20 protein-coding genes are annotated in these 21374 nt (G+C 72.9%); 7 read left to right on the top strand and 13 right to left on the bottom strand.

Annotation, left to right across the window (positions count from 1 at the left end):
* Positions 1 to 57: 57 nt before the first annotated feature.
* Positions 58 to 1260 carry an MFS transporter gene (locus tag WFI16_RS01815; protein WP_419896081.1) on the top strand — a complete coding sequence of 401 codons (1203 nt, stop codon included), beginning with the start codon at positions 58 to 60 and terminating at the stop codon, positions 1258 to 1260.
* A gap of 82 nt (positions 1261 to 1342) precedes the next feature.
* A complete protein-coding gene (locus WFI16_RS01810; RefSeq protein ID WP_419896080.1) occupies positions 1343 to 2578 on the top strand; it encodes an MFS transporter in 1236 nt (411 codons plus the stop codon).
* A 50-nt stretch (positions 2579 to 2628) separates the two neighbouring features.
* Here WFI16_RS01810 and WFI16_RS01805 read toward each other — a convergent pair whose 3' ends face one another.
* Positions 2629 to 3519: an SMP-30/gluconolactonase/LRE family protein gene (locus WFI16_RS01805; RefSeq protein ID WP_419896079.1), complete on the bottom strand. Its 891-nt coding sequence runs from the start codon at positions 3517 to 3519 to the stop codon at positions 2629 to 2631.
* Between the two features lie 145 nt (positions 3520 to 3664).
* Between WFI16_RS01805 and WFI16_RS01800 the strand changes: the two genes are divergently transcribed.
* Positions 3665 to 5986: a xanthine dehydrogenase family protein molybdopterin-binding subunit gene (locus WFI16_RS01800; protein ID WP_419896078.1), complete on the top strand. Its 2322-nt coding sequence runs from the start codon at positions 3665 to 3667 to the stop codon at positions 5984 to 5986.
* 258 nt (positions 5987 to 6244) lie between these two features.
* Here the strand turns inward: WFI16_RS01800 and WFI16_RS01795 are convergent, their stop codons facing one another.
* The 10 genes from WFI16_RS01795 to WFI16_RS01750 all read right to left on the bottom strand — a co-directional run bounded on the left by WFI16_RS01795 (position 6245) and on the right by WFI16_RS01750 (position 16083).
* The gene (locus tag WFI16_RS01795; protein ID WP_419896077.1) at positions 6245 to 6889 is read right to left on the bottom strand and encodes a hypothetical protein; all 645 of its coding nucleotides are present in this window, start codon (positions 6887 to 6889) and stop codon (positions 6245 to 6247) included.
* An 11-nt stretch (positions 6890 to 6900) separates the two neighbouring features.
* Positions 6901 to 7569: a hypothetical protein gene (locus WFI16_RS01790; protein WP_419896076.1), complete on the bottom strand. Its 669-nt coding sequence runs from the start codon at positions 7567 to 7569 to the stop codon at positions 6901 to 6903.
* Positions 7570 to 7712: 143 nt separating this feature from the next.
* A complete protein-coding gene (locus tag WFI16_RS01785; RefSeq protein WP_419896075.1) occupies positions 7713 to 8603 on the bottom strand; it encodes an MBL fold metallo-hydrolase in 891 nt (296 codons plus the stop codon).
* Entirely contained in the window at positions 8600 to 9823 is a 1224-nt protein-coding gene (locus WFI16_RS01780; RefSeq protein ID WP_419896074.1) for a lipase family protein, read from the bottom strand. The genes WFI16_RS01785 and WFI16_RS01780 overlap by 4 nt, the downstream gene beginning before the upstream one ends.
* 59 nt (positions 9824 to 9882) lie before the next feature.
* Positions 9883 to 10842, bottom strand: coding sequence for a DMT family transporter (locus tag WFI16_RS01775; RefSeq protein WP_419896073.1), 960 nt, complete (start codon positions 10840 to 10842; stop codon positions 9883 to 9885).
* Between the two features lie 53 nt (positions 10843 to 10895).
* Positions 10896 to 11663, bottom strand: coding sequence for an AraC family transcriptional regulator (locus tag WFI16_RS01770; protein WP_419896072.1), 768 nt, complete (start codon positions 11661 to 11663; stop codon positions 10896 to 10898).
* 128 nt (positions 11664 to 11791) lie between these two features.
* Positions 11792 to 12697 (bottom strand): DMT family transporter, encoded by a 906-nt coding sequence (locus tag WFI16_RS01765; protein WP_419896071.1) that lies wholly within the window; start codon positions 12695 to 12697, stop codon positions 11792 to 11794.
* The gene (locus WFI16_RS01760; RefSeq protein WP_419896070.1) at positions 12694 to 13593 is read right to left on the bottom strand and encodes a DMT family transporter; all 900 of its coding nucleotides are present in this window, start codon (positions 13591 to 13593) and stop codon (positions 12694 to 12696) included. The genes WFI16_RS01765 and WFI16_RS01760 overlap by 4 nt, the downstream gene beginning before the upstream one ends.
* A 58-nt stretch (positions 13594 to 13651) precedes the next feature.
* Positions 13652 to 14491 carry an FAS1-like dehydratase domain-containing protein gene (locus WFI16_RS01755; RefSeq protein WP_419896069.1) on the bottom strand — a complete coding sequence of 280 codons (840 nt, stop codon included), beginning with the start codon at positions 14489 to 14491 and terminating at the stop codon, positions 13652 to 13654.
* A gap of 5 nt (positions 14492 to 14496) precedes the next feature.
* The gene (locus WFI16_RS01750) at positions 14497 to 16083 is read right to left on the bottom strand and encodes a hypothetical protein (RefSeq protein WP_419896068.1); all 1587 of its coding nucleotides are present in this window, start codon (positions 16081 to 16083) and stop codon (positions 14497 to 14499) included.
* Between the two features lie 134 nt (positions 16084 to 16217).
* Between WFI16_RS01750 and WFI16_RS01745 the strand changes: the two genes are divergently transcribed.
* Genes WFI16_RS01745 through WFI16_RS01735 form a run of 3 tightly spaced genes read left to right on the top strand, consistent with a single transcriptional unit; the run spans position 16218 to position 18267 of the window.
* Positions 16218 to 16940 (top strand): class I SAM-dependent methyltransferase, encoded by a 723-nt coding sequence (locus tag WFI16_RS01745; protein ID WP_419896067.1) that lies wholly within the window; start codon positions 16218 to 16220, stop codon positions 16938 to 16940.
* 35 nt (positions 16941 to 16975) lie between these two features.
* Positions 16976 to 17932: a glycosyltransferase family 2 protein gene (locus WFI16_RS01740; RefSeq protein WP_419896066.1), complete on the top strand. Its 957-nt coding sequence runs from the start codon at positions 16976 to 16978 to the stop codon at positions 17930 to 17932.
* Positions 17932 to 18267: a DMT family transporter gene (locus WFI16_RS01735; RefSeq protein ID WP_419896065.1), complete on the top strand. Its 336-nt coding sequence runs from the start codon at positions 17932 to 17934 to the stop codon at positions 18265 to 18267. The genes WFI16_RS01740 and WFI16_RS01735 overlap by 1 nt, the downstream gene beginning before the upstream one ends.
* Before the next feature lie 44 nt (positions 18268 to 18311).
* On the opposite strand, the gene WFI16_RS01730 is transcribed toward WFI16_RS01735, so the two are convergent.
* The gene (locus WFI16_RS01730) at positions 18312 to 19001 is read right to left on the bottom strand and encodes a hypothetical protein (RefSeq protein ID WP_419896064.1); all 690 of its coding nucleotides are present in this window, start codon (positions 18999 to 19001) and stop codon (positions 18312 to 18314) included.
* Between the two features lie 183 nt (positions 19002 to 19184).
* Here WFI16_RS01730 and WFI16_RS01725 point away from each other — a divergent pair, with 183 nt between their 5' ends.
* Positions 19185 to 20132: a DMT family transporter gene (locus WFI16_RS01725; RefSeq protein WP_419896063.1), complete on the top strand. Its 948-nt coding sequence runs from the start codon at positions 19185 to 19187 to the stop codon at positions 20130 to 20132.
* On the opposite strand, the gene WFI16_RS01720 is transcribed toward WFI16_RS01725, so the two are convergent.
* Positions 20129 to 21364, bottom strand: a complete 1236-nt coding sequence (locus WFI16_RS01720; RefSeq protein ID WP_419896062.1) for a GAF domain-containing protein — start codon at positions 21362 to 21364, stop codon at positions 20129 to 20131. The genes WFI16_RS01725 and WFI16_RS01720 overlap by 4 nt on opposite strands.
* Positions 21365 to 21374 lie beyond the last annotated feature (10 nt).

Genomic DNA, 21374 nt, shown 5'->3' with positions numbered 1-21374 from the left:
CCCGCGCGGCGGGACGGCCCCCACCCGTCACGGCACCGCGCGCCGCCGGGTGGCGGGATGAGCGCCCCCGCCGCCACCGAGGCTTCCGCCGTCCGCATCCTGCCGCTGCTCGCCGCGGCGGCCTTCGCCACCGGCTGCGGCATGCGCCTGCTCGACCCGGTGCTGCCGCTGATCGCCGCCGAGCTGCGCGTCACGGTGGCCGAGGTCGCGGTGCTGATCACCGCCTTCGCCCTGCCCTATGGGCTGTGCCAGGTGATCCTGGGCCCGCTCGGCGACCGCTTCGGCAAGCTGCGCGTGCTGACCATCGGCCTGACCCTCTACGGGCTGATGATGGCCTCCTGCGCGCTGGCCGGCGCCATGACGCCGCTGATCGCGCTGCGCGCCGCGACGGGCGCCGCCGGCGGCGCCATCATCCCGCTGGCCATGGCCTGGATCGGCGACAATGTCCCCTATGCGCAGCGCCAGGCGACGCTCAGCCGCTTCATGACCGGCATGGTGATGGCGCAGCTGCTGACCGGCCCGATCTCCGGCAGCATCGGCCAGGTCTTCGGCTGGCGCGCCGTCTTCATCCTGGTCGGCGGCGTGGCGCTGACGGCGGCGGCGGCCATCTTCTTCAAGCTGGGCCGGCGGCTGTGGCAGACCGGGGTGGCCGGCACCACCGGCTCGGGCTTCGCCAACTACGCCCTGCTGCTGCGGCGGCAGACCGGGCGGCGGCTGCTGCTGGCCGCCTTCCTGGACGGGCTGCTGCTGTTCGGCGGCGCCTTTCCGTTCATCGGCTCCTACCTGATCCAGTCCTTCCACCTGGAGCCCTGGCATGCCGGCCTCGTCGTCGCCGGCTTCGGGCTGGGGTCGCTGCTCTATACCCGCATCGCGCGCCTGCTGATCCCGCGCCTCGGCGAGGCGCTGCTGGCGCTGCTCGGCGGGCTGCTGGTGGCGCTGTCGCTGCTGCTGCTGGCCATCGCGCCGAGCTGGCAGGCGGTGGCGGCGATCCAGGCGGCCACCGGCCTGTTCTTCTTCATGTTCCACGGCGTGCTGCAGGCCCGCGCCACCGAGGCGCTGCCGGAAGCCCGCGCCACCTCGGTCTCGGCCTTCGCCATGGCGCTGTTCCTCGGCCAGGGGCTGGGCTCGGTCTGCTTCGGCGCGCTGCTGGCGCGCGGCGGCTATGGCCTGGCCTTCGGCGTCGCCGGCCTGCTGATGGCGGCGCTGGCCATCTGGTGCCGCGTCGCGGTCACCGCGCCCCGACCGGCCCCCGCTTCCTGAAGAGCTGACCCGCGCCGGCCGCCCTTGGCCGGGCGCCGCATCCGGTCCACACCTTGCCGAAAGACGGGTGGGGAAACGGTCGATGAACACGCGCGAGGCCTCGGCGGCCTTCGTGGCGCCGCTGCTGGCGCTGGCCTGCGGCCATATGCTGTCCAATCTGCTGCGCACCCTGCCGGCGATCTCGGCCGACCTGCTGGCCGGTGATCTGGGCGTCTCCGCCGAGGGGCTGGCCAGCCTGACCGGCGCCTATCACTTCGCCTTCGCTGCCGGGCAGATCCCGCTCGGCGTCGCACTCGACCGCTTCGGCGTGCGGCCGGTCTCCCTGACCTTGCTGGCGACGGTGGGCATCGGCGCGGTGATCGCGGCGCTGGTCGGTGGGCCGGGCGGCTTCCTGCTGGCCCAGGTGGTGCTGGGGATCGGCAGCTGCGGCATGCTGCTCTGCCCGATGACCCTGGCGGCGCGGCTGCTCACCCCGGCGAAGTTCGGGCTGTGGTCCGGGCTGATCCAGGCGGTGGGCAATCTCGGCATGCTGCTCTCGGCGAGCCCCCTGGCCTGGCTGGTCGAGCATCACGGCTGGCGCGCCGGCTTCTGGGCCTCGGCGGCGATGGCGGTGGCCGTCGCGGCGCTGGTCGCCTGGCTGGTGCCGCGCCCCGCCCCCTCGCCCGGCCCGAAGCCGACACTGGCCGAGGACACGCGAGCGGTGCTGCGCCTCGGCCGCAGCCGGGCGTTGCGCGGCAGCATGCTGCTGGCCTTCGCCTCCTTCGCGGTGATCATCGGCGTGCGCGGCCTCTGGGGCGGGCCCTGGCTGATGGAGGTGAAGCACCTGCCCCGCATCGAGGCGGGCAATCTTCTGTTCATTGCCACCCTGGCGCTGATCGTGGGTCCCGCGCTGGCGGGGGTGCTGGACCGGCGGGTCGGGCACCGGCGGGTGCTGCTGGCGCTCGGCCATGGGATGGCCGGGCTGCTGCTGCTGGCGGTGGCCGGCGGGGGCCCCGAGGGCTGGCTCAGCCGCCTGCTGGGCGTGCCGATGCTGCCGCCGGCCGGGGATGCCGTGCTGCTGTTCGGCTTCGGCCTGTCGATCGCCATCCAGCCGCTGATCTTCGCCGTGGCGCGGGCCGCGGTGCGGCCGGAGGAAACCGGCAAGGCCCTGGCCGCCGCCAATTTTTCCTTCTTCTTCGGCGGCGCGGTGCTGCAGACGGCGAGCGGCTGGATGGGCGGCCCGGGCCCCGCCATGGCCTTCCTGGCGGTGGCCGTGCTGCTGGGCACCGCGCTGTTCGTCCTCGCCGAGCGGCGGCGCGCCGGCGGCGCTCCCAACTGACAGAAATAGAAGGGGGCCGCGGGGGAATACCTTCCCCCGCCCTTGCTGGCTTACTGCTGCGGAATATCGACCGCGAGGATGCTGCCGCTCTCGCTCTCGGTGATCAGCAGGGTGGTCCCATCCGGCCCGAAGCAGAGGTTGGTCGGCAGCCGCCCGAAGGATGTGCAGTCGATGGCGAAGACGGGCCGTCCGTGCGGATCCGTCCCCCAGACCATGCCATGCCCCGGATTGGCGACGAAGAGCCGGTCCCGGGCGTCCAGCGCCAGCCCATCCGGCCCCATGGTGCCGCCCGGCAGCCGCACGAAGCACTGCGCCTTGCCGACGAAGGGTTCCTGGCGGAGCGCGAAGCGCCAGACCTCGCAGGAACGGGTCATGGCGACATAGGCATGGGTGCCGGCGCGGTCGAGGGCGATGCCGTTCGGGCTGGGCCCGTTGCCGATCAGCTTCTCGACGCGGCCATCCGGCCAGAGCCGCCACAGCCGCCCCGAGGGGTCCTGCAGCCCGGTCTGGCCCTGGTCGGTGAAGAGGATCTGCCCCTCGGGGCCCACGGCCACGTCGTTCAGCCCCTTGAAGCCCTCGGAATGCACCGTCTCCAGCAGCGGCGCGATGCTGCCGGTCGCCGGGTCCAGGCTGAGCAGCCCGTGCCGGTGGTCGGCCAGCAGCAGGCTGCCGGCGCTGCCCGCGGCCAGGCCATTGGGCCAGCCGTCATATTCGGCGACCAGGTCCCATTCGCGCGGGCCGACGCGGAACACCCGGCCGTTCGGGATGTCGACCACCAGCAGCGCGCCGGTGGCGTCGAAGCAGGGGCCTTCGAGGAAGCTGTGCAGCAGGGCGCCGCCGCGATTGGCATCCGACCAGGCGGTGCGGCGCGGCGTGCGGTGGCGGTCGGGCAGGCGGCTGAGCAGCCGCGGCGTCAGCGGGCGGGGGGCAGGGAACCACATGGCGGCGGAAGCTGAACCCGGCGGCGCCGCAGGGCAATCCCCCGTTTTGTCCCGGCCGGGTCATCGCCTTGCCGCTTGCGGGCCTGCCCCGGGCCACCCCATGATCATCCCGGGACGGTCGTGAAACATCCAAGGGAGAACAGCCATGGCCAAATTCGGCCTGAGCCAGGCGGTCCGCCGCATCGAGGATCCTCGCCTGCTGCAGGGGCGCGGCCGCTACACCGATGACATCGCGGTGGCCGGCCAGCTGCACGGCTATGTGCTGCGCAGCCCGCATGCCCATGCCACCATCCTGTCGATCGACACCGCCGAGGCGCGCGCCCTGCCCGGCGTGCATGCGGTGCTGACCGGCCAGGACTGGCTGGATGAGGGGCTGGGCGAGATCCCCTGCGCCATCCCGATGAAGAACCGCGACGGCTCGCCGCGCGCCAACACGCCGCGCTACGGGCTGGCGACCGGCAAGGTGCGGCATGTCGGCGACCCGGTGGCCTTCATCGTCGCCGAGAGCATGGGCCAGGCGCGCGACGCGGCCGAGGCGGTGATGATCGACTATGACATCCTGCCCGCCTGCACCGAGCTGGCGCGGGCCACCGACCCCGGCCAGCCGCAGGTCTGGGACACCGCGCCGAACAACCTGTGCTTCGACTGGGAGACCGGCGACAAGGCGGCGACCGACGCGCTCTTCGCGCAGGCCGCGCATGTGACGAAGCTCGAGGTGGTGAACAACCGCGTCGTCGTCGCCAGCATGGAGGGCCGCGCGGCACTGGCAGAATACGACGCGGGCGCGGAAAAATTCACGCTGCATGCCGGGACCCAGGGCTCCTGGCTGGTGAAGAACCTGCTGGCCAGCAGCGTCTTCCACCTGCCGCCCGAGAAGTTTCGCGTCATCACCCCCGATGTCGGCGGCGGCTTCGGCATGAAGCTGTATCTCTATGCCGAATACGCGCTGTGCTGCTGGGCGGCGCGCAAGCTGGGCCGCCCGGTGAAATGGGCCGCCGAGCGGATGGAAGCCTTCCAGTCCGACACCCAGGGCCGCGCCAACCTGACGCTGGGCGAGATCGCCCTCGACGCCGACGGGAAGTTCCTGGCGCTGCGCACCCGCAACATCGCCGATATGGGCGGCTATCTCTCGACCTTCGCGCCCTATATCCCGACCGGCGCCGGCACCAAGGTGCTGGCCAGCGTCTATGGCTTCCAGGCGATCCACGCGCATGTGCTGGGCGTGCTGACCAACACCGTGCCCGTCGACGCCTATCGCGGCGCCGGCCGGCCGGAGAGCAACTACCTGGTCGAGCGGCTGATCGACGCCGCCGCGCAGGAGCTGAAGATCGACCGCATCGAGCTGCGCCGCCGCAACATGGTGCCGGCCTCGGCCATGCCGCACCGCACGCCGGTCGGGCAGAACTATGATTCCGGCGAATTCGCCACCGTGCTCGACGCCGCCCTGAAGAAGGCCGACTGGGCCGGGTTCGAGGCGCGCCGGGCCGAGGCGGCGGCGCGCGGCCTGCAGCGCGGCATCGGCATGGCCTATTACCTGGAAGCCACCGGCGGCGATGATTCCGAGCGCGCCGAGCTGCGCTTCGCCGCCGACGGCATGGTGGAAGTGCTGGTCGGCACCCAGTCCACCGGCCAGGGCCATGAGACCGCCTATGCCATGATCACCAGCCACCAGCTGGGCATCCCGCTGGAGAAGATCCGCGTCGTCCAGGGCGATTCGGACGCCATCCCGACCGGCGGCGGCACCGGCGGCGCGCGCAGCCTCTATTCCGAAGGCACCGCCCTGCTCGCCACCGCCACCACCGTCATCGAGAAGGGCAAGCAGGCCGCCGGCGAGGCGCTGGAAGCCGCCGCCGCCGATATCGAGTTCGCCGCCGGCCGCTTTGGCATCGCCGGCACCGACCGCGGCATCGGCATCCTCGAGCTCGCCGCGGCGCAGCGGGAGAAGGCCGCCGCCGGGCAGAGCGTCACCCTGCTCGACGCCGCGGAAGTGGCGCCGATCCCGGCCCACACCTTCCCCAATGGCTGCCACATCGCCGAGGTGGAAGTGGACCCCGACACCGGCCACGTCACCGTCGCCCGCTACATCGTCGTCGACGATGTTGGCCATGCGCTGAACCCGATGATCGTGCGCGGCCAGGTGCATGGCGGCGTCGCCCAGGGCATCGGCCAGGCGGTGATGGAGCGCACCGCCTATGACCCCGAGACCGGCCAGCTGCTCTCGGCCAGCCTGAACGACTACGCCCTGCCGCGCGCGGGCGACCTGCCGGATATCGAGGTCGAGCTGATGGAAATTCCCTGCGAGACCAACCCGCTGGGCGTGAAGGGCGCCGGCGAGGCGGGCGCGGTGGGATCGCCGCCGGCGATCATGAACGCGCTGGTCGACGCGCTGCGCTCGCGCGGCGTGACGCATCTGGACATGCCGGCGACGCCGGAGGTGATCTGGAAGGCTTTGGCGAAGGCAGCCTGAAGATTTAAAAGGTCGGGGGAATGAATTCCCCCGAACCCCCATCTTCTTCCTGATCACCGGCTGTTTTCAGACCAGCGCCTTCACCACGGGTGACACCAGGGCATCAAGGCGGGGCGCCGGATATGAAAACAGCACGACCCTGAAGGTCGCGCTGCTGCTGGGCCGTTTCACGGACCGTCGTCACGTGGACACGGCAGTCTGACAGAAAAAAGAAGGGGTCCAGGGGAATTCATTCCCCTGGCCTGCCTCTGTCTTTTCTTACTTAAAGCTGACTTCGTTCATCTCACAGAGATTCACGTCCCGGCGTTCGTCGGAGCGCCCGTTGCTCCACACCACGCGCAGGTCGTACTGGCAGGGCCCGTTCGGCAGGCGGATGTGCAGGCGGTCGCCCGGCTCCACCACGTCCTGGCCCAGCCGGTCCTCGCCCCAGTCGTCGCTGGTGGTCGGCGAGGCGAAGAACTCGCGGATCTGCCGGTTGCCGTCGTTGACCAGCTCGAAGCTCGGGTTGCCGCGCGGCGTCACCGGCTTGCCGCTGGCGTCGCGCTGCAGCGTGCCGGTGCGCGCCGGCGTGCCGATCACCACGTCGCGGTCGAAGCAGGTGTCGACGTCGCGCTTCTCCTCGGTCAGGCCGCCCTCGAAGACCATGCGCAGGTCGGTGCGGCAGCCGCCCGTCGGGGGCATGCGCACCGCGAAATCCGCCCCGTTGGCCAGGCCGTTGCCGGTCAGCCGGTTCTCGCCCCAGTTCCGCGAACGCTGCGGCGAGGCATAGAGCCGCTCGATGGTGCGGCCGCTGCGATTGGTCAGGTTGAAGGAGCCGTCCTGCTCCGACTGGGCCATCGCCGCAGGGCCGGCGAAGGTCAGGCCGGCCAGGGTCAGGGCGGCGGCTGCCAGGGTGATCCGCATGCTAGGGCTCCTCAAGGAAAGCGCACCGCCGGGCGGGCGCAGAGATCCAGGCCGCGCGCTTCCTGCGCGGCCCCGTCGGCGAAGACCACTTTGATGTCGTAGAGGCAGGGGCCGGGCGGCAGGGCCAGGCTCTGGCGGGCGCCAGCGCGCAGCATCCGGCCCAGCAGCAGGTCCTGGCCCCAGTCCGGCTGGCCCGAGGGCGTGGCGAAGGCCAGGGCAATCGGCCGCCCGCCGCGATTCTCCAGGCGCAGCGTCAGCGGCGGCTGCGGCGCGTAGCCCGGCGCCATCTTGCCCGGCATCGGGGCGGGCGTCGGGGCATAGGATGGCGCGCCCAGCACGAGCTGGCGCTGGGCACAGGTGTCGATGTCGCGCAGGTCCTGCACGCTGCCGTCGCGCCAGACCAGCCGCAGGTCCTGGCGGCAGCCACCGCGCGGGTCCAGCCGCACGACATGCCGCGCACCGGGCGGCACCCATTGCGCGCCGAGCCGGTCATGGCCCCAGTCGCGCAGCCCGACCGGATTGGCGAAGAGCTGCTCGATGCCGCGATCGGTGTTGTTGACGATCTCGAAGGACGGGTCCGGATAGCCCATCGGGCCAGGCTGCGCCGCGGCCGGCAGGCTGCCGGCGGCGGCGAAAAACGACAGAGCAAGCGCAGCCTGGGGGGCGAGCTGCCGTGGCATGGGGGATCTGCCTCTTCTCATCCGAACGCTGAACGGCGCAGCCATGGCTGGGTTGCGACGCCCTGGCAACCGGTTCCCCGATCACGCTATCGGGCGTGCCCCGGCCAGGCCGGCGGCGCACCGGAGTGTGATGCCGACAGCGATCAGCCGGAACGGTGCCAGCCGTCCAGCGCCTGCTGCGCGCGGCCTTCCTCGGCCAGCTTGATCAGATGCGCCAGCAGGCTGCGCGCCGCGGCCGGGCGCAGCCGGGGCTCCAGCGCAGGGCCATAGAGCGGCGGCACCAGCGCCTCGACCGGCGCCGGCCGGTCGGTAAGCGCTGCGAGAAGCGCCGCCTCGCGCGCCTCGCGATGCGCCAGCAGCGCGCGGGTGAAGGCCGCGGGCTGCGGCAGCGGCGCGCCATGGCCGGGGAAGAACACCGTCTCGCCGCGCGCGGCCAGGCGCGCGAGCCCGGCCATGTACTGCGCCATGTCGCCATCGGGCGGGCTGACCACGCTGGTCGACCAGCTCATCACATGGTCGGCCGAGAACAGCGCCTCGCCGCCCTCGAGCGCGAAGCACAGATGGTTGGCGCAATGGCCCGGCGTGTGCAGCGCGGTCAGGCGCCAGCCCTCGCCGTCCAGCACGTCCCCGTCCGCCAGGACGATGTCGGGACTGAAGGAAAAGTCGCCGCCCTCGCCGCCGGCCTCGCGCGGGGTCTGGTGCGGGCCGAAGCCGGCGGTGCGCGCGCCGGTCGCGGCGGCCAGCGGCGCCGCACCCGGCGAATGGTCGCGATGCGTGTGGCTGACCAGGATGTGGCTGACCGTCTCGCCGTCCAGCGCCGCCAGGATCGCCGAATGATGCGCCTCGTCGACCGGGCCGGGATCGAGCACGGCGACGCCCTGCCCCTCGCCGATCAGATAGGTGTTGGTGCCGAGGAAGGTGAAGGCGCCGGGATTGCCGCAGCGGATCCGCCGGAGCCGGGTGCCGCCGAAGCGGCCGAGCTCCTCCACGGCGCCGGTGGGCAGCGGGTCGTCGCGCAGGAAGGGGATGCTCATGGCCTCGGGCCTCCGGGCGGCAGCGGGCGGGGGTCGCAGTCGGTGGCGACCGGCGCAGCCTGCAATGCGCGGGCGGCGAAGTCGAGCGCGTCGCGCCGCGCGGCCTGGAAGGCGCCGCCATGGTCCATCCCGGCATAGAGCCGCCCCTGCACCCGGCTGCCGGCGGCGCAGGCATCGCGCAGCAGGGCGAGCTGGCCGGATGCCGCCACGTCGCGATCGGCCTCGCCGATGCCGAGGAAGACCGGCATGGCGAAGCGCAGCGTCGGGTAGGCGACGCGCGGCAGGATGACCGGCTCGACCCGCGCCTCGACGCCGGGGCGCAGGGCGGCGGCCCGCGTCAGCCCGGCGGCGATCACCTGCCCGGCCAGCTCGCCGATGCAGAGCTCGGCGGCGCGCCCGGCCAGCGGCAGGGCATCGTCGGTGAACAGGGTCGCGGGGTCGAGGGAGGGCGCGTGCAGCCGCGCCGTCAGCGCCAAGTAGAAGGCATAGGCCAGGCCGGGATCGGGCCGGTCGGGCGGCACGCCGGTCGCCTGCAGCGCGCCGGGCCGCAGATAGGGGGCGCCGGTGGCGATGACAGCCGCGACCGCGAGATCGGGGGCATAGGACGGCGCCAGCCCGGCCGCGGCCAGCGCGGCGCCGCCGCCCTGCGACTGGCCGGCGATGACCACGCGGTTGGCGATGCGGCCGGGCTCGGCGGCGAGTGCCGCGCGGGCGGCGTCCAGCACCCCCTGCCCTTCGGCGCGCTTGTCCAGATAGGGGTGCAGCCCGGGCGTGCCGAGCCCCTCATAGTCGCTGGCCACCACCGCGTAGCCGGCGGCCAGCCAGCCGCCGACATCCTGCCGCCCGCCGCCGCGCCAGGAGGGGGCGCAGCGATCCGCCACCCCCACCGTGCCATGCGCCCAGGCGAGCAGCGGCCAGCCGCCCGCGGGCGGCGCGCCGGCCGGCAGGAAGAGCTGGCCGGAGACGGCGATCGGCCTTCCGTCGATCCCGCTGGCCGAGCCGTAGAGGATCCTTCTGCCGGTTGCCGCGCCCTCGATCCGCTGGGCGGCCGGCAGGTCCTCCTGGCGCAGCATCCGGCCGGGGACCGGCGTATCGCCCTCCCAGCGGTAGAAGCCGGAAACCCCGCCATCGCCGCTCGGCGGCGGCGCGGCGAAGGCCGGGGCGGCAAAGGCTGGGGCGGCGACCAGGCAGGCGGCCAGGAGCCGGGCGAAGCATTGCATCGGGAAGAACTGCCGGCGGTTGCCCGGCTGAGGTGGGGCGCCCGGCCGCGCCCGTCCAGTCACGCCGTGGCGGGCTGCGCCGCCGGGCGCGGCGCCGGGCGGCGATGCGCGGCGATGCAGGACAGCACGCTGAGCACCACCAGGACGAAGGCCAGCGCCTCCAGCAGGCCGGGCCAGCGCCGCTCCCAGAGGAAGCCGTAGAGCAGGGCGAAGAGCGTCTCGAACAGGATCATCTGGCCGACCAGCGTCAGCGGCAGCAGCCGGCTCATCCGGTTCCACAGCGCATTGCCCAGCACCGAGGCCAGCACCGCGACGCCGGCCGAGACCGCGCCGAAGCGCGCCCAGGCGGCGCCACCGGGGCTGTCGCCGGCGAGGATCAGCGCCAGCGGCACCAGCAGCAGCGCCTGCGCCCCGGTCATCACCCCGGTCAGCAGGTTCCAGTCATGCGGCGAGACCTGGTCGAGCCGGGCCAGCCAGCGGCTGTTGCCCACCGCATAGCTGGTCCAGGAGGCCAGCGCGCCGAGGGCGCAGAGCAGGCCGGCCAGCTGCGTGCCGGCGTCCTCCGCCGCCGGCGCGGCGATCGCCTGCCAGCCGATGCAGACGGCGCCGGCCGCGCCGAGCAGCAGCGAGGGCAGCAGCCGCCGCAGCGGCACGGCGCCCCGGTCGCGGCTGCCGATTAGGGTCACCGCCACCGGCAGGAAGCCGATCACCAGCGAGGTCATGGCGATGCCGCCGAGCTGCACCGCGCTGGCCAGCAGCACGTAGTAGAGGGTGTTCCCGGCGAGCGCCAACCAGGCCAGGGCGCGCCATTCCCGCCCTCCCAGCGGCGCCGCCAGCCGCCGCCAGCGCGGCGCGGCGAGGCCTGCCGCGACCAGCCCGAAGCAGAGATACCGCCCCACCGTCAGCTGCAGCGGGGAGAAATCACGCGCCAGCTCGGGGGCCAGGAAGACCAGCCCCCACAGCGCCCCCGCCCCCATGCCACACAGAATGCCGGTCACGGCCTGCCTGCGATCCGCCATGCGCCCTCTCCTCTGGCCGGGGCCATAGGGCGGCAGCGGGCCTGCGGTCTTGGCTAGGGCTCCTGCGGCCTGGACCGGGACTCCTGCGCCTGCCGCCGGTAGGCCGCCGGAGTCAGGCCGGTGGCCTTGCGCAGCGCCCGGGTCAGCGCGCTCTGGTCGGCATAGCCGCCGCGGCAAGCGAGCTCGGCGATGGGGGTCTCGCCCTCGGCCAGCCAGCGCTGCACATGCGCCAGCCGCAGCCCGGCCAGATAGGCGCGCGGCGTGGCGGAGAGCTCGGCCCGGAAGACGGCGTGCAGGCGGCTGGTGCTCAGCCCGGCCGCGGCGGCCATGGCCGCCGTGGTCCAGGGCCGGAAGGGCTCCTGGCGCAGCGCGGCCAGCAGGCCGGCCAGGCGCGGCGCCTCGGCCGCCGCCGCCCCGCCGCCCAGCGCCTCGATCAGCAGCGGCATCCAATGCGCCAGCCGCGCCGGGCTCGCCGGGCCGCGCGCCAGGCTCTGGCCCATGTAGTCGACCAGGCTGCGCGCCTCCGGCGGCAGGACGATCAGCGGGCGGGCGGCCAGCCGGTCGGCCAGGCCGCCGCCCAGGGCCTGCCGGTCCAGGTCGAGGATGACGGCGCGGTTGCGCTGCGGGCTGGCCTGGTCGTGCCGGACGCCCTGGTCGACATAGGCGGCGGTGCGGCGGTCCAGCACGGCGCCACGGCCGCCGATCTCCATCTCCAGCGAGCCCTCCAGCGGCAGCACCAGCTGGGCGAAGTCGTGGCAATGGGGGGTGCTCGGCGCGCCATAGGAGCGCAGCCAGACCGCGGCGGAAGCAGGGAGAGGCATGGCGGCCTTGTCGAGCCGGTGGCGGAGCGGCCCAGCCTAGCAGGAAGGCGGCGCCGTGTCGCGGCGCTGGCCGGCCGGGCCAAGCCGGCCCAGCCGGAACGGCTTCCTGTCTTTACGGAAAGAAAGAATCAACGCCCCCGCCGCCGCATCTCGCGGTGCAGGATGTAGAGCCCGGCGAAGATGATCAGCCCCGCCCCGGCCAGCATGGTCAGCGAGGGCGCCTCGCCCCAGACGATCCAGCCGATGACGATCGCCCAGATCAGCGCGGTGTAGGAATAGGGCCCGAGCGAGGAAACCTGGGCGCTGGCATAGGCCTCGGTCAGCAGCACCTGCGCCAGCCCGCCGAGCAGGCCGATGCCGAGCAGCAGGACCAGCTGCCACAGGCTCGGCGTCACCCAGACGAAGGGCAGCGCCAGCAGGCTGAAGCCGGTCATCAGCAGCGACTGCCAGAGCACAATGGTGGCGCTGCTCTCGGTGTCGGAGAGCTGGCGCACCAGCATCGTCGTCAGGCCGGAGAAGACGCCGTTGCAGGCCGCCGCCCCCAGCGCCACCCACATCATCCAGTCCGGCATCCCCGCCGGCAGCGCGCGGCTGGAGCCGAAGGCGCCCTGCCCCACCGCGATCACCACGATGCCGAGGAAGCCGATCAGCACCGCCGCCCAGCGATGCGGCCCCGGCCGCTCGCCCAGGAAGGGGATCGATAGGATGATCACGAAGATCGGCGTGGTGTAGCTGAGCGCGGTCTGCTCGGCGAGCGGCAGGATCGTCAGGGCGAAGAAGGAACAACTCATCGCCGAGATGCCGGTCAACGCCCGCATCACATGGCCGCTGAAGCGCCGCGTCTGCAGCGTCACATGCCGCCGCAGGCCGATCGCCAGCACCACCGGCAGCGCGAAGGCATTGCGGAAGAACATCAGCTCGGGAAAGGGGATGTGGCTGCCGAGCTCCTTCACCAGCGCGCTCATCAGCGCGAAGAGGGCGGTGGCGCCGAGCATCATCAGCGCGCCGCGCTTCATGTCGTGGCGGAGCGTCATGCGCGGTGCCTCGCCTGGCGGGCGCGCAGCCGCTCGCGATAGAGGTTGTAGAGGCCGGCGGCGATGACGATGGCCGCCCCCGCCAGCGTCGCGGTCGCCGGGAACTCGCCCCAGATCAGCAGCCCCAGCAGCAGGCCCCAGACCAGGGTGGAATATTCGAAGGGCGCGAGGACCGAGACCGGCGCCACCGCGAAGGCGCGGGCGAAGAGGAAATGCGCCACGCCATTGGCGCAGCCGAGGAAGACCAGCGCGGCGATGGTCACCGGATCGGGCAGCAAAGCGGGCGGCGGGAAGACCGGCAGCAGGGCCAGGCCGATCGGCACATGGGCGGCCAGCAGCCAGAAGGCGATGGTCGCCGGCGCGTCGGTGCGCGCCAGCATGCGGGTCCAGATCCGGGTCAGCGCCATCAGCGCGATGCCGGCGAGCAGCATGGCACTTTCCCAGCGCCACAGCGCGCCGCCCGGGTTCAGCATGACCAGCACGCCACCGAAGCCGACCATGGTGCTGGTCCAGCGCCGCCAGCCGACCTGCTCGCCGAGCAGCGGGATGGCCAGCAGCGTCATCAGCAGCGGCGCCGCGGCGGCCACCGCATAGGTCTCGGCCAGCGGCATGGCGCGCGCCCAGGCCACGTAATAGGCGACGGTGACGATGCAGTGCAGCGTGCTGCGCCAGCCGATCAGCCGCAGGTTGACCGGCTTCAGCGAGGCGCCGCGCGCCAGGATCCAGATCGCCAGCGCGCCGAAGACGCCGCGCCAGACCATGGCGCCGGCCGGTCCCACCTGCGGCAGCGCCCATTTCACCGCCGCATCGGCGCAGGCGATGATGGCATAGCCGGTGGCGATATAGCCGATGCCGCGGACCGCATCGTCGATCCGCGGCCGGAGCGGGGCAGCCACCGCGCCCAGGGGCGACGCCGGCGCGCTGGCGCCGGGCAATCGACCGGGCGCGGCGCCGTCAGACAAGGTCGGCCTCGGCGACCTGGCAGGTGGCGCCCTCATGGTCGCGGGTCTCGAGCTTCACCTTCTGCCCGTCCCGCTCGCCGAACAGGTGCAGCGCATGGCCGCCGATCGCCGGCCGCTGGCCGCGATAGCTGAACCTCGCCAGCCTCGCCCCCGGCCCGGCGACGTCCAGCGCATGCTGCGCCAGCCAGGTCGCCTGCAGCGGGCCATGCACCACCAGGCCCGGATAGCCCTCGACCCCGGTGACATAGGGGAAGTCGTAATGGATGCGGTGGCCATTGCCGGTCAGCGCCGAGTAGCGGAACAGCTGCACCGCGTCGGGCAGCAGCTCGACGGTGGTGGCCCCCGGCCAGGCCTCGGCCGGTGCCGCCGCGCGCATCGCCGCCCCGCCGGTGCCGCGATAGACGATGTCCTGCTCCTCCTGCAGCACCGGGCCGCGCGGGCCTTCCAGCACATGGCCGACGGTGACGAAGACCAGCTCGCCGCTGCCGCCTTTCTTTTCCGAGATCTTCAGGATGGTGCTGGTGCGCTTCAGCACATCGCCGGTGCGGATATCGCCGCTGAAGGACACGCGGCCGCCGGCCCACATGCGGCGCTCCAGATGGTGGACGGGGGGCAGGAAGCCGCCGCGCCGGGGGTGGCCGTCGGGGCCCAGCCCCTCGGCCGGCTTCCAGTCCTGGAACAGCAGCCAGTGCCAGAGCGGCGGCAATGCCTCGCCGGTCACCGGGTGGGCAGTCCCTGGGCGGGCGATGGTGGCGGCCATGCCCTCCACCAGGCGGGGGTCCATCCGGTCCTCGCGCGTCTCGCTGCGCCCGACGAATTCCTCATAGGCCATTTTTGTCAGTCCTCCCGGATGTAGAGAAAGAAGCCGTCGATCTCGCCGGCCGGGCGCATGCGGGCCCAGCTGGCCGCGAAGCGCGGGTCGCGGCGGAAATATTCCAGAAAATCGAAGCGCTGCCCGGCGCAGTCGGGGATCGCCGTCCAGCGCTGGATCACCGCCGCCGCCGGCGGCTCGGCGACGACGCGCTCCACCACCTCGTCCCAGACGAAGCGCTCGGCGGCCGGCATGGCGGCGGGGTCGCGGTAGCGCGCGCCGCCGGCCGGGCATTGCTGATAGACCGCCTGCAGCAGCCAGGTGGACATGAAGGGCAGCTGCAGCCGCGCCTCCGCCTCGTTCACCGCCGGATAGACCACCGGGATGTCGGGCGAGAGCAGCAGCAGCGGCTTCTCCCGCGCATGGACCTGCAGCCAGGCGGAGAGGCGGCCGCCGGTGCTGTCGGGATAGCGCAGCTCCATCCAGGGGGCGTCGCCGCCGCGCAGCGTGAACAGGCCGAAGGCAAGGGCCGTGCCGGCGCCGAGCAGTGGCGCGGCGCGGCGGGCATCCCCGGGCCGCAGCCCGCGATCGGCACCGCGCGCCAGCAGCAGCCCGCCGGCCAGCCCGCCCCACATCCAGACCGGCACCAGGTGGTAGGACCAGCCCTTGTGCTGCACCAGGGCGGCGGCCATGCCGCCCATGACGGCGGCCGTCAGCAGCCGCGGCAGCCAGCCAAAGCGGGCGGCGCCGGCGAAGCCCAGCAGGGCCAGCGCCAGGATGGCGGCGCTGCCGGTCAGGTCGGTCAGCAGCACCCGCCACCAGGGGGTGCCGCCCAGGTCGAGGTACCAATCGAAGACCAGCGGCACGACCCGGCCGAAATAATCCGGGAAGAACAGGACAATGCCGGCCAGGTAGGCGGCCCAGAAGCCGGCCATCAGCCAGGGCACCGGGTCGCGCAGCGCCACCGCCAGCCCCGGCCGCCGCAGCCGGGCCAGCAGCACCAGTGCCTCCACCAAAGTGGGCACCGCCAGGAAATGCGGCTTCAGCGCGAAGCCCAGCCCGGCGATCAGCGTCACCGCCAGCCCCAGCGGGCGGGGCGTCGCCAGCCCCTCGATCCGCCGCTCGGCCATGAACAGATAGGGGAAGGCCAGCATCGCCATGATCTGCTCGCGCTGGCCGAAATCATGGCCGGAGGCGACCAGCAGCAGCGGCATCAGGAAGAACAGCGTGGCGCGCTCGACCGGCCCGGTGTGGCGGCCCGGCAGCCGCAGCAGCGCCGCGACCAGCGCCAGCACGGCGGCGCAGGCGGCCATTAGGCAGATCAGCAGCGCCTCGGGCGGGGTCAGCGCCGAATGCCGCGCCATCCACGCCGCCGGCAGGTTCAGCAGGAAGATCAGCGGCGGGTTGACGTCGATCAGGTCGCTGTAGAGCCGCTCGCCCCCCAGCATCCGGCTGGCGAAGTCGAGCACCGCGGCGACGTCGTGGTTGAGCGGCGGCGCCAGCACCGCCGCCAGGAAGATCAGGCTGGGCGCCAGCCCGCCCAGCCGCAGCAGCCAGCCCCGCCAGGCGGGGGCAGACGGACCGGTTCCGGTCCGGATCAGGTCAGGCGTCATGGAGGCGGGACGGTTCCTTCAGCCCGGTCATCCTTCCGCCGCGCGGGCGGTTGCGCAATCCCATCGCAGCCCATTGCGGCGAGATGCGGGCGCTGCCACAAGCTTGACCTGTGGACGCCGCTGAATATGCCCTGATGGACCGGGCCGAGGCCGGGATGTGGTGGTACCGCGCCTTGCGCAACCGGGCCGAGGCGGAACTGCGCGCCAACGCCGCGCATGGTCCCCTGGCCGGCCCCTGGCTCGATTGCGGCTGCGGCACCGGCGGGCTGCTGCACCACCTCGCGCGCGCCTTCCCGTCGCAGCCGCTGGTCGGGCTGGAATACAACCCCGATGCCGCCTTCCGGGCCGCCGAGAAATCCGGCGCCGTGGTCGCCGCCGGCGATGCTGCGCGCCTGCCCTTCGCGGACGAATCCTTCGCGGCGGTGGCCAGCATGGACGTGCTCTGCCACGCCGCGGTGGACCAGGCGGCGGCGCTGACAGAAATGCGCCGCGTGCTGCGCCCCGGCGGGCTGCTGCTGCTGAACCTGCCGGCCTTTTCCTGGCTGCATTCGGCGCATGACCGCCGCGTCCACAATGCCCGCCGCTACACGGCGCGCCAGGCCCGCGCCCTGGTCGAGGCCGCCGGCTTCGAGGCGGTGCGCGGCCGCTACTGGAACGCCCTGCTGCTGCCGCTGATGGTGCTCCAGAGAAAGGTGCTGGCGCGCGACGAGGACGCCGCCAGCGACGTCGCCCCCTTCCCGCCATGGTTGGACGCCAGCCTCTATGCCGCCACCCGGGCCGAGGCGGCCCTGGCCGGCCTCGGCCTGCGCTACCCGGCCGGGGGCTCGGTGCTGGTCACCGCCCGCCGCCCCGCCTGACCTCCGCCTTTCTCTCTTTGCCGGAACCGACCGCCATGACCCCCGCCGCCGCCTCGCCCAGCCTCGGCCTCTCGATCGTCGTGCCGGTCTATCGCGGCGCCGACACGGTGGGCCGGCTGGTCGCCGCCCTCTCGGCCCTCGCCCCCGAGGGCGGCATCGAGATCGTGCTGGTCAATGACGGCAGCCCGGACAACAGCGGCGAGGTCTGCCGCGCCCTCGCGGCGACCGCCAGCGTGCCGCTCACCTATGTCGAGCACGCCCGCAATTTCGGCGAGCACAACGCGGTCATGACCGGGCTGCGCCACGCCCGCGGCCGCTACGTCATCACCATGGACGACGACCTGCAGAACCCGCCCGAGGAGGTGCTGCGGCTCTACGACCATGCCCGCCTCGGCAACTGGGACGTGGTCTACACGCGCTACGCCAAGAAGGAGCATGAGGGCTGGCGCAACCTCGGCTCGCGCTTCGCCAACTGGGTGGCCGACCAGCTGATGGACAAGCCGCGCGGGCTCTACCTCTCCTCCTTCCGCTGCATGTCGCATCTGGTGGTGCGCGAGATCGCCCGCTACCGCGGCCCCTATCCCTATATCGACGGGCTGATCATGCAGGTCACCCAGCGGATCGACAGCATCGAGGTCAAGCACCTGGCCCGCATGGAGGGCCGCAGCAACTACACGCTGCGCCGGCTGATCCGGCTCTGGCTGAACCTGGCCACCAACTTCTCGCTGATGCCGCTGCGCCTGGCCATGTTCGCCGGCCTGGCCATGGGCGTGCTCGGCGTCATCGGCGCCGTCTTCACCATCATCGAGGCGCTGACGGCGGAAACCCCCTCGGGCTGGGCCTCGGTGATGACCACCACCCTGCTGGTCGCCGGGGTGCAGTTCTTCGTGCTCGGCGTCATGGGCGAGTATCTCGGCCGCGCCTTCCTCTCGGCCAATGGCAAGCCGCAGGGCGTCGTCCGCGAGGTCATCACGGCGCGGGACCCCTCCTGATGATGGCCTATTGGCTGGTGCTCGCGGCGGCGATCTGCACCTCCCTCGTGGGCCAGGTGCTGCTGAAGGCCGGCGCCACCGACGAAGGCAGCTTCATCGCCCAGCTGTTCCGGCCGCAGACCATGATCGGCTTGGTCTGCTACGGCGGCGCCGCCATGCTCTACATCGTGGCGCTGCGGAAGATCCCGATGAGCGTGGCGCTGCCCTGCACCGCCGCCTCCTACGTCGTCATCGCCCTGGTCGGCTACTTCGTCTTCGGCGAAAGCCTGGGCAGCCAGAAGATCGCGGCGATCGGGCTCATCTCGATCGGGGTGGCGCTGCTGGCGACGGCGTAAAGCCAGAAAGCGCCGGGGGCATTGAAGGCCCCCGGACCCCCACCTCAGAAAGGCTGCGTCGCGCGCACCGGGGTATTGGGGATCTGCCTCACCAGGCGCACCTCGACTTGGCGGGCGGACATCTGCGTCTCCAGCCGCATCAGCACCTCGGGGCGCGGGCCGGGGACCGGGCGGGCCCAGGCCAGCGTGTTCCGGCTGTTGGCCGGCGCCATGCCCACCTCGCCGCGCAGCGGGCCACGGCCCTCGGCCTCCACCCAGCGCCGCAGATTCTCCTGGTAGACCGCCTCATAGCCCGGCACCGACGGGTAGTTGCGGCGCACGGCGCAGGCGAAATAGGGCGGCGCCTCCACCGTGACGGCATAGGTGCCGAAGGGCGTCTGGTACCACCACCCCACCCCCGGATCGTCATGCAGGAACTGCCGCACCTGCTGCGGCGTCATCGCCGCCGAGCTCGTCCCCGGCGGCATCTCCCCCGACATCAGCGGGCGCGCGGGAAACCGCTCCAGGCAGAACATCTTGAAGACGGTGGCGATGTCCGTCCCGTCCGGATCCTGCCGCATCGCCTGCAGCAGCGGGGAGCCGCCGCCGCTCGAAACCGGCCCGCTGACCGCGGCGCCGGCCCCGGCACCGGAGCCGGTCTTCGACAGCACCGGGTCGCCCACGACATCGGAAGGCTGCGGCGCGCAGGCGGCCAGCAGCGCGGCGGCCATCAGGGGAAGAGCGGTTCGGATCACGGGGGGCACCTCATCGGGTCAGCGGCCCTGATCCTTTCACACCGGCCTTCCTGCCCGTCCACCGGCCTGCCCCGCGCATTCCCTTGAGCTTAAGCGGTTGTGAACCAAGCGCGCTGCAATGCAGCATGGCGCTTGCCCCGCCGCGGGCCGCGGCCTAGGCCTGGGCGCTGGAGACCGCCCCGCATGCCGCCTGCCGCCACCGCCGCCCCCCGCCAGGGCCCCGCCACCCGCCTGGCGCTCCGCCTCTGGGCCGCGCCCTTCCTGCTGCTGCCGCTGGCGGCGCTGTTCTGGTCGGGCAATTTCATCGTCGGCCGCGCGGTCAGCGGCCTCGCCGCGCCCTTCTTCCTGGCCTTCTGGCGCTGGCTGCTGGCCTTCGCCCTGCTGCTGCCCTTCGCCTGGCCGCATCTGCGGCGCGACTGGCCGGTGCTGAAGCGCCACCCGCTGGCGCTGCTGGGCTACGCCATCACCGGCATCGCCGCCTTCAGCGTCATGGTCTACCAGGGGCTGCGCTCGACCCAGGCGGTGAACGGGCTGCTGCTGCAATCGGTCATCCCGGTGGCCATCCTGGCCTGTTCCTTCGCCCTCTTCGGCGAGCGCCCGCGGCCGCGCCAGGTCATCGGCGTGGCGCTCTCCATCGCCGGCGTCGCCGCCATCGCCGGCCATGGCTCGATGGCCGACCTGCTGCGGCTGCGGCTGCATCCGGGCGACCTCTGGGTGCTCGGCGCCGTGCTCTGCTACGCCGTCTATTCCGCCTGCCTGAAGCGGCGCCCGCGCCTGCATCCGCTGAGCTTCATGGCCGCCGGCATCTTCCTGACCCTGCTCGCCCTGCTGCCGGGCTTTCTCTACGAGGTCGCCCGGGGCGGCCCTGTCGCGCCCCGCGGCACGGCGCTGGCGGCCATCGCCTATCTGGCGGTGTTTCCCTCGCTGCTCTCCTACCTGTTCTTCACCCGCGGCGTGGAGCTGATCGGCGCCAACCGGGCCGGCCAGTTCATCCACCTGATGCCGCTCTTCGGCAGCATCCTCGCCGTCGCCTTCCTGGGCGAGCGGCTGCAGCCCTTCCACGCCGCCGGCCTGGCGCTGATCGGCGGCGGCATCCTCTTCACCCTGTCGGAGCGCCGCGCCCCGCGCTAGGCCACGCAGGGGAAGCGCAGGGTGATGCTGGCGCCGCGCGCCACCGGGTCCTGCTCGATCTCGCCGCCGATCTGCCGCGCCAGGTAGCGCACCAGCTCGGAACCCTGGCCACCGGCCGCCCGCCGCGCCGCCACCGCGGCCGGGTCCATGCCGCGGCCCTCGTCGGCGATGGTCAGCATCCCCTCGGCCCGGTCGCTGTCCAGGCGCAGGCTGGCCCGCACCACCCCCGATTCGCCCTCCGGATAGGCGTGCTTGGCCGCGTTGGTCACCAGCTCGTTGACCATCAGCCCGATCGCCACCGTCGTGTCGAAGGGCAGCAGGCAGGGCTCCAGCGCCACCTCGAAGCGGATCCGCCCCTCGAAGCTGAGCTCGAGGCTGCCCAGCAGGCTGCGCAGATAGCCGGCCAGGTCGGTCGCCCCCCCCTCGCCGGCCCCGCCTTCCTCGGTCAGGGCCAGGCGGCCCTGCGCCAGGCCGATGGCATTGACCTGCTGCATCAGCCGGCCCAGCCGCAGGACGCCCTCCGCCTCCTGCGCCCGCGCCGCGGCACGGCGCTCGCGCGACATCATCGCCGAGATCAGCGCCAGGTTGTTCTTCGCCCGGTGCTGCAGCTCGGCCAGCAGCAAGCCGCGCCGCTCCGCCCGCCGCGCCGCCGCCACCGCCGCCTGCTGCGCCCGGTCCATCGTCTCGCGCCGGTACAGCGCCACCGCCAGCAGGCAGGACAGGGTCTCGAGGAACTCGACGTCCAGCGCGTCGAAATGGCCCGGCCGCTGGCTGTCCACCTCGAAGACGCCCCAGGGCTGGCCGTCGAAGGAGATGCAGACATTCAGCAGCGCCACCAGCCCGTGCTCGGCCAGCACCGGCTCGACGCGGTATTCCGGATGGCCGCGCACATCCTCGATCACCACCGCGTCGCCGGTCTGCAGCGCCCGCCCGGCCGGCGAGGCCGGGTCGGTGCCGAGCCGGCTGCGCCCGACCACGCCGGGCTTCCACCCCACCCCGGCCTCGGTCAGCAGGTCGCCCTGCTCCGGCCGGTGGCGCAGGATCTTGGTATGGGCGACGCCGGTGGCGCGCGCCGCCTGCGCCGCCGCCCGCTGCAGCAGCGGGCCGATCTCGAGCTCCTCCAGCGCCAGCCGCCCGAAGTCGCGCAGGATGCACTGGTGCAGCCGCAGCCGCTGCGCCAGGGCGGCGGCATCGGGGCTGCGCATCTCGTCGCGGTCGGGGGTGAAAGGCATTCGCCCTCAA

The sequence above is a fragment of the Roseomonas sp. USHLN139 genome (assembly GCF_037145735.1).
In the GTDB taxonomy this organism is placed as follows: domain Bacteria; phylum Pseudomonadota; class Alphaproteobacteria; order Acetobacterales; family Acetobacteraceae; genus Pseudoroseomonas.
The sequence above is the reverse complement of the archived record's forward strand: the minus strand, read 5'-3'. Positions and strand labels throughout refer to the sequence as shown.